General features: G+C 33.6%; 10 protein-coding genes and 1 pseudogene. 10 read left to right on the forward strand and 1 reads right to left on the reverse strand.

What is annotated here, in order from left to right:
* Positions 1 to 232: 232 nt before the first annotated feature.
* The gene (locus AAHI02_RS03030; protein ID WP_346985387.1) at positions 233 to 616 is read right to left on the reverse strand and encodes a DNA-binding protein; all 384 of its coding nucleotides are present in this window, start codon (positions 614 to 616) and stop codon (positions 233 to 235) included.
* Positions 617 to 1,245: 629 nt separating this feature from the next.
* On the opposite strand from AAHI02_RS03030, the gene AAHI02_RS03035 reads away from it, so the two are divergent.
* The 10 genes and pseudogenes from AAHI02_RS03035 (at position 1,246) to AAHI02_RS03080 (ending at position 12,532) form a co-directional block, all read left to right on the forward strand.
* Positions 1,246 to 1,686, forward strand: a complete 441-nt coding sequence (locus tag AAHI02_RS03035; RefSeq protein WP_346985388.1) for a GPW/gp25 family protein — start codon at positions 1,246 to 1,248, stop codon at positions 1,684 to 1,686.
* 24 nt (positions 1,687 to 1,710) lie between these two features.
* Positions 1,711 to 3,588, forward strand: coding sequence for a type VI secretion system baseplate subunit TssF (locus AAHI02_RS03040; RefSeq protein WP_346985389.1), 1,878 nt, complete (start codon positions 1,711 to 1,713; stop codon positions 3,586 to 3,588).
* Positions 3,589 to 3,619: 31 nt separating this feature from the next.
* The gene (locus AAHI02_RS03045; protein WP_346985390.1) at positions 3,620 to 4,546 is read left to right on the forward strand and encodes a DUF3829 domain-containing protein; all 927 of its coding nucleotides are present in this window, start codon (positions 3,620 to 3,622) and stop codon (positions 4,544 to 4,546) included.
* Between the two features lie 186 nt (positions 4,547 to 4,732).
* Positions 4,733 to 7,568 (forward strand): annotated as a pseudogene (gene uvrA, locus AAHI02_RS03050) (excinuclease ABC subunit UvrA).
* 77 nt (positions 7,569 to 7,645) lie between these two features.
* Positions 7,646 to 8,818, forward strand: coding sequence for a hypothetical protein (locus AAHI02_RS03055; RefSeq protein ID WP_346985391.1), 1,173 nt, complete (start codon positions 7,646 to 7,648; stop codon positions 8,816 to 8,818).
* Between the two features lie 206 nt (positions 8,819 to 9,024).
* On the forward strand, positions 9,025 to 9,846 hold the full coding sequence (locus AAHI02_RS03060; RefSeq protein WP_346985392.1) for a hypothetical protein: 822 nt from the start codon (positions 9,025 to 9,027) through the stop codon (positions 9,844 to 9,846).
* A complete protein-coding gene (locus AAHI02_RS03065; RefSeq protein ID WP_346985393.1) occupies positions 9,833 to 10,603 on the forward strand; it encodes a hypothetical protein in 771 nt (256 codons plus the stop codon). The genes AAHI02_RS03060 and AAHI02_RS03065 overlap by 14 nt, the downstream gene beginning before the upstream one ends.
* Positions 10,604 to 10,751: 148 nt before the next feature.
* Entirely contained in the window at positions 10,752 to 10,985 is a 234-nt protein-coding gene (locus tag AAHI02_RS03070) for a hypothetical protein (protein ID WP_346985394.1), read from the forward strand.
* Positions 10,986 to 11,157: 172 nt separating this feature from the next.
* Positions 11,158 to 12,033 (forward strand): GTPase Era, encoded by an 876-nt coding sequence (gene era / locus AAHI02_RS03075; protein ID WP_346985395.1) that lies wholly within the window; start codon positions 11,158 to 11,160, stop codon positions 12,031 to 12,033.
* A gap of 67 nt (positions 12,034 to 12,100) precedes the next feature.
* A complete protein-coding gene (locus AAHI02_RS03080) occupies positions 12,101 to 12,532 on the forward strand; it encodes a DoxX family protein (RefSeq protein WP_346985396.1) in 432 nt (143 codons plus the stop codon).
* The last annotated feature ends 161 nt before the right edge of the window (positions 12,533 to 12,693 follow it).

A 12,693-nucleotide genomic window follows, 5' to 3' on the forward strand; every position in this document is an offset into this window, starting at 1 on the left:
CATCATTCTAATTTGCTCCGAAGGAGCAATATCTGTGTAGATCAATATCAGCATATTGTACCAGAACTCCGGAGGAGTTCTATCTTATCATAGCACACCTACAGCGTGCTTGCGATATTCTATTATTTTTTTCTGCTACACAGATATTGCTCCTCCGGAGCATAAAAATTACTTGTTTAATTTTCAGGCGTAAAAAAAAGAGGCTGCCCAAACTTTTAGGACAGCCTCTTGGTTAGTCTTTTTTCCTGATTTCAGCAAGCTTCATAGCCTGCTTGATCAGCTTACCCGGACGAAAAATAGTTTTCAGGGAAGTAATACAGGAAGCATTTACTTCTTCTGCAGTTTCTTTTCCTTCGCTGGAACCTCCGGCCTGGAGGGTAAAGTATTCCCCGACATAAACGATCTTACCATCAGCCACATCATCAGCGATTTTAGAGAATGTACTTTCCAGCACGGCAAGAATATCGGCCTTGGAAACCGTTGAAACGGTAGATGCGTATTTGGCAAGATCATCAAAAGTAGTCTGGCCATTTCCTACAATATCAGCGTAAAATTTTGGAGGTTCATTTGGAGCAAGAGGGCTTCTTCTCGAAATAACATTAAATGTAATAGGCATTTTTTTTCATTTTAAAAAGTTAAACATTTTGTATTTTGAGTACGAATGTATAAAAAAAACAGATACCACAAAATGATGAATAAATAAAAAATGGTCATTTTTTATTTCCAGGTAAAAACATTCATCTGCATACCATTGAAAATTCATCCGCATCATTTCGGAAATTTATCAAGGTAATTTTGTCATTTTATCCTGATGATTTTTCTGATTTATCCTGATAAATTCTGAAATCTTCTTAAGAACACCCCAAAAAAAATTTAGATTAAACCCTACAAATGCCCTGAAATAGGCTAAGATAAAGATTTTTCACCTGAACACGATGAGACACAAAGTAAGAGTTGTATAGAATAATTAATTTCTTAAAAAAATTCCTTAAAACGAAACTCCGTTTTTATGAAACTATACATTTACCATATTTTGAAACAGAGTAAAAAGATATCCTTGCCTTTTCTGAAAAAAATTAAACAACTTCAAAAAAAACAGAGTAAGGATTTGTTCACCGGTAAATATGATTATTAAAAATATTAACCAATTTTACAATATGACCGTACCATATTTCATGAAAAATCATTAATTTGGTATTCTCTTCAGGCAAATGACAATTATGAAGTAACCAAGAAGTAGAAATTATGGACACACCAAATTACAGAATGCCTTTTGTTCCGTCGACCTTAATGACGGAAGGAGGAAGTATCGACACCTGCGACATGGGAGAAAGTATTGCCCATAATATCATGCTGCTGATCACCACCAAAAAAGGCGAAAACAGATATGATGAAAATTACGGAAACGACGTCTGGAATCTCGAATTCGACAATGGCGTCACCAGTGCTGTCTGGGAAAACGTTTTCATCAAAAGCCTCAGAAGACAGATCCAGGAATACGAACCGCGTATTGTAAATCCGCAGATTGATGCTCATATTCAGATTGTAGAGCATACTTACGACACAAAAGAACATACCGAAATCAAGAAGAAAGTAAAAATTGCCATTAATGCCAAAATGGAAGCTACAGGAGAGCGTTTCAGCTTCTCCACAGAATTGTTTCTGAGCCCGATGTCAATTGATTAATTCCTTACCCTGTAACCACCATCTATGAACTTAGACCAGAATATTTATTCCAAAGAATCTGTAAAAGCACGAATGCTTCAGAACGCCACCAAAGTATGGGGACTAAAAAGTCCGCAGTCGCTGGATCCGTTTGTGAAATTACTGATCGATGCTTTCAGCACAGAAGTCTTTAAAGCCAACAACGAAATACAGACCGTTAATGCCAGAATCCTGGAAAAGCTTGCAAAATTATTAACGCCGTCTATTTATACACATCCGGTTCCGGCACATGCCATAGCATTTACGCAGCCTTACGAATCATCTGAAATTCTGCTGGAACACACCGAGTTTTTCTTCAGAAAACAGATGACTTCCACCGTAAAATCTGAATCGGACAAACAAATCAACATTCCTTTCACGCCGGTAGGAAATGTAAGGATCAATAAAGTGCAGACAGCCGTGATGTTTGTCGGCAATACCTGCTACAGCATTGATGAGAGACTGAATAAGATTCCCATCGCCAGATTCCAGGGCAGACCCGAAGATTACCGAAAAGTTACCATAGGAATCGATGTCAGCAAATATTCACAGGAAACATTTCCGAAATATTTAAGTATTTACTGCTCCAATCCTGCATTTGAGCATCTTGATTTTACCTATAAATTATTACCGTACATCACGGTAATGAGCAATGGAAATCCTCTTTTTATCAAGGAAGGATTAACCTATTATAAAAACAACCAGACGGATGGATATGAGCAGATATTTTACGAACAGTCTATCCGGAATAAAATTATTGAAGATGTAAAAAGCATCTACATGCATAAATTCATTGAAGTAAGTGGAATCTCAAGTTCATTGTTTTCCGAACCGGGTAAGCTCCCTGAAAATCTGAATTTTATTGATTATAAAGAAGAGATCACAAAACATATCGACGGCAAAAGATATCTATGGCTCACGTTTGAATTCCCTCCGCAGTTTTCCGCCGAGATCCTGGATAACTTTTCTTTTGTTCTGAATGCTTTCCCGATCTATAACCGTGGCTGGAAAAAAACAGAATACAGCCTTGATATCATGGGCAACAACATTCCGCTGGTCACGGATGAAGGCGAACATTTTTTGTATGTGGATGAAGTTCAGGATGGAGACGGAAGACGATATACAGAAATACCTTTTACGCCGAATGATGATCTTAAAAAAGGATTATATACCGTAAGAAAAGGTGGTATGGAAAGGTTTACCAACAGAAACGCCGTCGACATGATCGCTAATGTTCTCGAACTGACACGCGATGAAATCGCTGCTTTTTCCTTACTGAACAGAGATAATGTGAAAGGAATGCTGAGCGAGATGTCTGACAAGATGAGATCGATGGTTCAGAAGGTGAACAATGCAAAAAGAAGCATCAAACAGGAGCTGAACTATGTCATCATGGAGCCGGTCGATAAAACAGATCATACGTATGCATCGTTCTGGATAACGCACTGTACACTTGCTAATCACATGCGTCCCGGCACGGAACTATCCAACCAGCTAAAATCACAGATCCTGGTACTTCTTTCTGAAACCATCGGCGGTGCGGAAGAACAGAAAGGAACAGACAGTATTCAGGCTTATAAATATGCTTTAACGACAAGAGACAAGATTATCTCCCTTGAAGATGTTAAAAATTATTGCAGAATGGTATTGAAAGATGAGCTGAAGGATGTACGTGTGAAGCGCGGAACCATGATCAGTAATAAGCCTAAAGAAGGTTTTATAAGAACGGTAGAAGTTGAAATCATCCCGAATAATTATTCATTCTATGGAAGAGTTTATTGGGAAAACATGGCCAATATACTCCGTAATCAGATTATTTTAAAAGCCATCGACGGAATAGAATACCTGGTGAAAGTAACTAATGAAGACACCGATTTCTCCTGATAATTAATACATAAATACCAACTTAAATAATATGAAAAAAATGATGATGATTGCACTCGCTTTATCAGTGAGTGTAACGGTAGTAAGCTGCAAAAAAGGTCTTGATAAAATAGAAAATGCAGTGAAGCAGGCAGGAGAAGATCAGTCTCAGGCGATTATTGATTTTAATAATAACTTCCTTGATTCTTACAAGAGTTCTTCGAGACATGTAGACAATATCATTAAATATGCTGAAGCGGCGGTTAAAAAATCGAAAGGCGAGACAGTCTACAGTATGCCTATGGTTATTAACTCGATGGATTATTCTTTAAGTAAAATTAAAGGAGTTCCTTCCGGTTTTGATAGTGAACAGAAAATTATCGAAGCAGACCTTAATACCTACAAAGCAAAAAAAGAAAGCATCGAAAAAAAATATGAAGAACTGAAATCTTACATCACTTCCGAAGATTACAAAGATGATCAGGGTGCAAAAGCACTGGCTTTGCAGAAAGATATTGATGCAGAAGCAAAAGCATTTTTTACGGTAGGTGAAAATATTGTGACAAAAATAAAACCTGCAACCGAAGCCGCGGAAGAAATCATTTTAAAAGATCACCCGATGAGAGACTATATTGTTTCATCCAAATCGGTGATGAATGATCTTGATGCTGTTATGGATATTCTCGACAAACAATATACACAGGGTTTCAATGAAGCTGAAGCACAGAAAAAGTATAACGAACTTGAAAAAGCGGTTGATGTAAACACTAAAAAAGAATTTGATGTGAAGGGACAGCAATATGCTTACAAGAAAACCCTGTTTGAAAACTTCAATAAGAGAGCTACAGAATTTCTTGATAAATACAGAAAGCTGATACGGGATTCAAAGTCTTCCAACCAGATTCCGGACAGCAATACTCAGGAGATCAGTTCTGCGTATGACTCTGTTCTGAATTCTTACAATTCTTTTGTACAATAAAAAAAGTTTTATTTTAAATAAACAAATACCGGTGAAATTTTCGCCGGTATTTTCTTTACTGTCAAATTTTTAAAAACCAAAAGCTATGTATTTACGATAAATAATCTAATATTTTTTAACACAAAAAATTCCATAAAATTCCGTAATTTTGCACATCGTGATTTTCATGTAAAATCACACCAAATTATGAGTAAATCAACAGAATATATAGAAGTTTACGGCGCACGCGAGCATAATCTGAAAAACATCAATGTCAAAATACCCCGAAACGAGCTGGTAGTGATTACCGGGCTGTCGGGAAGCGGTAAATCATCACTGGCTTTTGACACCATTTTTGCAGAAGGTCAGCGACGTTATATCGAAACATTTTCTGCCTATGCAAGACAATTTTTAGGCGGATTGGAACGTCCCGATGTCGATAAGATCGAAGGGCTTTCGCCAGTAATCGCCATTGAACAGAAAACTACCAATAAAAATCCACGTTCAACGGTAGGAACAGTTACCGAACTCTACGATTTCCTGCGTCTCCTTTTTGCAAGAGTTTCAGATGCTTATTCCCAGACTTCCGGGAAAAAGCTGGTAAGCTATACCGAGGAACAGATTCTTGAGACGATCAAAAAGAATTATACAGGCGAAAAAAATCATGCTGATGGCCCCTGTTATCCGATCCAGAAAAGGACATTATCATGAACTTTTCGTACAGATGGCAAAAAAAGGATATGGCCAGGCAAGAATTGACGGCGAGCTGCAGGATATTGAATACGATCTCAAGCTTGACCGTTATAAAACCCACGATATCGACATCGTTATCGACCGCTGGATCATCGGGGAAAGTGCCTCTGAAAGCAGAATGGAAAAATCACTGCGTACCGCGATGGAAATGGGAGAGGGACTTATCGGGATTCAAAAGCTGGGAAGTACAGATATTGAATATTTTTCCAAAAATCTGATGGATTCGGAAACCGGCCACTCGCTGGCTTTACCGGAACCCAATACTTTCTCCTTCAACTCGCCAAAAGGAAGCTGCCCGAGCTGTAAAGGTTTGGGAACTGTAAAAAAAATCAATACCGATTATTTTGTTGAAAATCCAAAATTATCGATTAATCAGGGAGGTTTGCTGCCCCTTGAGGATATGAAATCCAACAAATGGATCCTTTCCCAGATCAAGAATATCCTGGAAGTTTTCGGATTAGGGCTGGGAACACCCATGGGAGATATTCCGGAAGAAGCTTTAGATTATATTTACAACGGCTGCAACAAAGAAGTTACCAAAGTTCTTAAACTGGCAGGAATCACCAAGAAGGTTAAAATCAACTTTGAAGGTCTTGTTCCTCTGATGGACGAAATGATCGATGATAAAGAATCTTACGAAGCCATCTTACTGGAAAGACACTTTACAACGGAAGAAAACTGCCCGGAATGTAATGGTACCCGTCTTCAGCCTTCCAGTTTAAGCTTTAAGATCGACGGTAAAAATATTGCTGAGGTTAATGCTTTAAGTTTAATTGATTTAAAGGATTGGCTGGCGGATATCAAAAATAAATTTTCAGAGAAAAAAGCAATTATTGCACATGAAATTTTAAAGGAAATTGAAACAAGACTTCAGTTTTTACTGGATGTTGGTTTGGATTATTTAAGCCTGAGCAGAAGCTCAAAAAACTCTTTCCGGCGGTGAATCTCAAAGGATTCGTCTGGCCACCCAGATCGGATCTCAGCTCGTAAATGTCTTGTATATTCTTGATGAACCAAGTATAGGACTGCACCAGAGAGATAATGAAAGATTAATTAATTCATTAAAAAACCTTCGGGATATCGGGAATTCCGTACTGGTAGTTGAACATGACAAAGATATGATTCTGGAAGCCGATGAAGTCTTAGATATCGGTCCGAGAGCAGGAAAATTCGGGGGGAGAAATCCTTTGGCAGGGGAAACCTAAAGATTTGTTGAAGGCAGATACAATCACTGCACAATACATTAACGGAAAAAGAAAAATCGAAATTCCTGAGAAAAGACGAAAAGGAAACGGGAAAAAAATTGTCCTTAAAGGGGCTACCGGAAATAATCTTAAAAATGTAACACTTGATATTCCTTTGGGTAAATTGGTCGTGGTAACAGGGATTTCAGGAAGCGGAAAATCTTCGCTTATTAACGGAACTTTATACCCGATTCTTAACAAGCATTTTTACAGAGCCGTTCAGGAGCCTTTACCTTACAAAAAAATCGAAGGCCTCGAAAATATCGATAAAATCGTAGATGTAGATCAAACTCCGATCGGAAGAACACCACGATCCAATCCGGCAACTTATACCGGAATGTTTACCGATATCAGAAATCTTTTCGCAGAATTGCCGGAAAGCAAGATCCGCGGCTACAAACCGGGAAGGTTTTCTTTTAATGTAAAAGGTGGAAGATGTGAAACCTGTCAGGGAGGCGGCTTAAAGGTCATTGAAATGAATTTCCTGCCGGATGTTTACGTGCATTGCGAAACCTGCAACGGAAAACGTTTCAATAGAGAAACGCTGGAAGTTCGTTACAAAGGAAAATCGATTTCCGATGTTCTGGATATGACGATTGATGAGGCCGTAGAATTTTTCCAGCCAATCCCTAAAATTTTTGCAAGAGTGAAGACTTTACAGGATGTCGGTTTAGGATATATCACCTTAGGACAGCAGTCGACAACACTTTCCGGGGGGAGAAGCTCAGCGTATCAAGCTGGCTACGGAACTTGCCAAGAGACAAACAGGAAATACATTATATATTCTCGATGAACCGACAACCGGGCTTCATTTTGAAGATGTAAAAATTCTGATGGATGCCATTAATCAGTTAGTGGAATTAGGAAATTCATTTATCATTATTGAGCATAATATGGATGTGATTAAATTAGCCGATCATATTATTGATGTTGGTCCGGAAGGCGGAAAACATGGCGGAGAGATCGTAGCTAAAGGAACACCAGAAGAAATTGTGAAGTCGAAGAAGAGCTTGACGGGGAAATTTTTGAAGAGGGAATTGGAGTAAATTTATATAAATATATTACTGGAAACCACAATGTGAATTGTGGTTTTTTTATTTACTTTTGAGGAAAACTAATAAACATGAGCTTTAAACTTTTAGCGATTAGGCCCTTAGAAGATTGCAATAAAGATTTTCTTAAAAACTTAAAAATCGGAAGAATATATAAATTCTATAACGAATATAAATTTTATAATGATAATCAAAGAATTGATAACGATGATTATTATCCTATTAAGTCTGTTAACAAAGTTGCATACAAACAGCATATATCTCAAAAACTTTATGGAAATAAAATAAATATTTCAGCAATTGTAGGAAAAAATGGAAGTGGAAAAAGTAGTTTGATTGAATTATTATATGTAGCATTTTATAATCTTTCTATTAGTGTAGATTTAATTAAAGATATTAAAGCTGATCATAAAATAAATAAAGTGATAGATGATAGAATTGTTTATTTAGAAACTCTTAAGAGTTCTCATATAAATAGATTGGAGAATATTACATCGCAAGAAGAAATTGAAAGAACTACAGATATTATTGATTTCATTTCAACAACTACAGTGGATCTTGAACGGCAAAAATCAATAAATATTGAAAGAAAAGTTATTCCAAATATTAATTTAGAAATATTTGGAATAACTAATGAAAATCAATTACTTATAATTAAATTTTCAAGTGAAAAAATAGAATTACGTAAAGAAAGAATAAATGAGACTTTTAATTCTTTTTACACGACTATTGATCTAGAAATGAATCTTAATGAATTATTTTATAATATTATTATAAATTACTCATTTTATGGTTTGAACTCTCTAGAAACTGGGGAGTGGGTTGAAAGTCTTTTTCATAAAAATGATGGATATCAAACACCAATTGTTTTAAACCCTATGAAAACTAATGGAAATATTGATATAAATAGAGAGTCTTCATTAGCAAAACAAAGGTTTTTATATAATATAACTTCAAATGAATTTTTGGCACAGGTAACTCCTAATAGAAAAATTGATAAAATTAATCTGAAACTAAAAGAGAAAGAAATTCTAGAATACAATGTTTTTATTAGTGGAATAGATCGTTATAGTATATCCGCTATATTTGAGCTGATCATCTTAAAGTTTTTTTATAATTATGAATACATATATATAAAAGAAGATGATAAATTGAATATATTTATAATGAAATATATTCTTGATAAGTTAGTTAAGATAAAAGAAACATATGAAATATATAACTTTTTTTGGAATTGTTTATGATAAGAATACGAGATTTTATAATTTTTCTAAAGATTATGTAGATTTTTTTAAAAAATTAAATGATGATGATAGCCATATAACATATAAATTAAAACAAGCTCTCAACTTTTTTATTCTTTTATAATTTTAAAAATGAAAAATTTTATCGTAAATATCGAATATTTAAACATAGAACAGATTTTGATTTTTCCTTAAATGATCTATTCATGAATGATTCAGAAAGGAAAAGTTTAGATTTTTTATTTAATAATAAAAAATCTAATATTCATATTAATCATTTACCTCCATCTATATTTACAATTGATTATAAGTTTGAAAATGGAAGTTTATTTTCTCAATTAAGTTCTGGAGAAAAACAGAATATTTATAGCACAAATTCTATTCTTTATCATTTAATTAACTTAAATTCAGTTCATGAAAATTCTACCAATTTTAAATATTCTAATTATAATATAGTTCTAGATGAAATAGAATTATATGCGCATCCTGAAATGCAACGAAAGTTTATTTATAATCTTATTCTAGCGATCGAAAAATTACAACTGAATAATATTAACGGTATAAATATAGTTTTTATAACGCATTCTCCATTTATACTTTCCGATATTCCTAGGACAAATATTTTGTTTTTAGATGATGGCCAAGTCCAGAAATATAAAGGTGACAATACATTCGCTGAAAATATACACGAAATGCTGACCGATGGTTTTTTTATAGATAGTACAAAAGGAGAATTTGCTATTTCTAAAGTAAATGAATTTTTAAGTGATTATAAAGAATATTTGTATTCAAAAGAAAAGAGTTTTGAAGAATTAAAAAACACATTTATTCAAAACAAAAATGATTATAATTTATTAATAAAAATGATAGGAGAGGAATATATTAGAAAAATTTTACAAAGTCAGCTAGATGAACTGAATATTTATTTTAAAATACCTCCTTCTAAGAGTGAATTGAAAAAACAAGAAATTTTATTAACACAACAATTGAAATTTATAAGAAAACAAATAGAAGATGAAGAAAATTAATTATTCAAAAGATGAGGACACAAGAAATGCTTTTTGTGATAAATTTTATGATACTATTTTGAGTAAAACCTCTGATGTAGGTGCGATTGATAATGAAATAAAACAGATAGATAATAGTTGGGACTATAAAAAACTTTTAACCTCAGGATTTTCAGAATTAGTTGACTTTGCCAAAAAAGCCGAAGCACATAATGTGACAGCTTTAAACTCAAAATTTAAATGGAAAAATTCAAAAGGTAAATATGAATACTTTTATATTGATGTACAAAAAGATATAGCGAATTTTTTGAATGAGAGTAAATTATCAATAAGATCTTGCCCATATTGTAATATTGATTTTATAAATCCATTTAATGTTTTTATAGAATATGATACAGTTGAAGAATTTATTAAGTATGCTACTCCAGATGAATGGGAAGAATTGTTATCGGAAGGAAAATCGCAAATTATATATCAAGAAATAAAAAAAAATAAACTAAAAACATTAGATGAAATAAAAAATATTCCAAAAATTGGTGAAAAAACATGGAAAAAAATTAATATCATAGAAATTAACAATCTAAGAAGTATCAGAGATCATTTTACATTAGATCATTTCATCCCAAAAGGAGAATTTCCATATTTATCAGTTTCTATATATAATCTCATTCCTTCATGTTATTCTTGTAATTCTAAATTTAAAGGACAAAGAAGTTTTGAACTGTCTGATTTTATAAATTCCATTTCTCCATCTTCAGAATCTTTTTTGTTTAAATGATCATTTAAGCTTTAAACTTAATTTTGATACTAGAACAGTAGAATTTAATGAGAAATTAGAAAAAATAGAGCAAATTGAAGATGTAGAAGTCAATCTGAGAAACTTAAATTTACATACAGATATTGACAAGTATATAGATATGTTCAAATTGAAAGGAAGATATAACTTTCATAAAGATATTGCATATGAACTTATTGAAAAAAGAAAGAGATATCCAGAAAAGCAGCTTGATGAAATAGTGAAACTCTTCAGATTAAATAAAATTGTTATAGATAAAGATGATATTAAAAAAGATCTTTTTGGAAAAGAAGTTTTTGAAAATAATGATGCCCCTTTTGAAAAATATAAACAAGATATAGCCAAGCAAATAGGCATAATTTAGCTCTTATATTAATTTTAAATATTTGTAAGAAGCAGCACTCATTAAAAATTTCATCTTTAGGAAATAGAGAAGCCCCTGAAAACAAACATTTCAGGGGCTTTTCATTTAAATCTTAACAATAGACCGAAAGACCAGATTTGTTTTATTAACTTTGCAGCTCAATATAATTTTTATGCACAAAGCAGGATTTGTAAATATCGTCGGGAAACCGAACGCCGGAAAATCGACCTTACTCAATCAGCTGATGGGAGAGAAGCTGGCCATTGTTACCCAGAAAGCACAAACGACACGCCACAGGATTTTTGGAATTTATAATGAAGAAGATTTGCAGATCGTATTCTCCGATACTCCGGGAGTTTTGGATCCGAAATACGGTTTACAGGAAAAAATGATGGATTTTGTAAAAGATTCTCTTCAGGACGCGGATGTTTTCCTGTTTATCGTGGATGTTACCGATAAAGCTGAACCTTCAGAATTCTTAATCGATAAACTTAATAAAATCCCGGTACCGGTTTTATTGCTGTTGAATAAAGTAGACCAGACCAATCAGGAAGGTCTTGAAAAGCTGGTAGAAACCTGGCATGAGAGAATTCCCAAAGCGGAAATTCTTCCCATCTCTGCATTAAATGCTTTTAATACAGACATTATTTTACCTAAATTAAAATCATTACTTCCGGAAAATCCACCATACTACGACAAAGATCAATATACTGATAAACCGGAAAGATTTTTTGTAAACGAAGCGATCCGTGAAAAAATCTTACTGAATTATGATAAAGAAATTCCATATTCTGTAGAAGTTGTAACAGAACAGTTTAAGGAAAAAGAAGGAATTATTTTTATTGATTCTATTATTTACGTAGAAAGAGATACGCAGAAAGGAATTCTGATAGGTCATAAAGGAGAAGCAATCAAAAAAGTAGGAACCGAATCAAGACTGGATCTTGAAAAATTTTTCAGCAAGAAAATTCACCTGAATCTTTTCGTAAAGGTGAAAAAAGACTGGAGAAAAAATGACAGAGATCTGAAGAACTTCGGATACCGATAGATTAAAAACCGCTGAAAAGCCGTTGTATTAAAAGATTTTCATTATATTTAATTTAAATTTTAGCTTAATGAACTATTTGAACCGTACAAATTCTAATTCAGTTTTTAAAGATATTATTTTATTAATAGTAAGAGTATTTATTGGCTTCGCAATGCTGTCTCACGGATTTCCGAAACTTCAGATGCTTTTGGAAGGTGGCAATATTGAGTTCTATGATTTTTTAGGAATGGGGCCCACGATATCTTTAACACTAACTGTTTTCGCAGAATTTGTATGCTCAATTCTTCTTATTTTAGGTCTTTTCACCAGAGTTGCTTTAGGATTTCTGATCTTTACAATGATTATTGCAGGTTTTTTTGTTCACGGAGCCGATCCTTTTGAGAAACGGGAAATGAGCTTAATTTATCTTTCAGTATATCTGCTTCTCATGGCTTTTGGTCCCGGAAAAATATCTGTAGATTACATGATCGAAAAGAGGAAAAGAGCCAGTGACTGGTAATCAATAAAATACATGCAGCAAATTTTGCTGCTTTTTTTGTTTGCCGTAATGATTTTATATAAAGGTAAAAAAATTCCTGGCGTAATAAATGAATGATCGAAAACGCTGTATTGATTGAATTCATAACAAGTTAAAGTTAGATTTTGTAATTTCAGGATTCA

Source organism: Chryseobacterium sp. POE27, from assembly GCF_039727685.1.
Classification (GTDB): domain Bacteria; phylum Bacteroidota; class Bacteroidia; order Flavobacteriales; family Weeksellaceae; genus Chryseobacterium.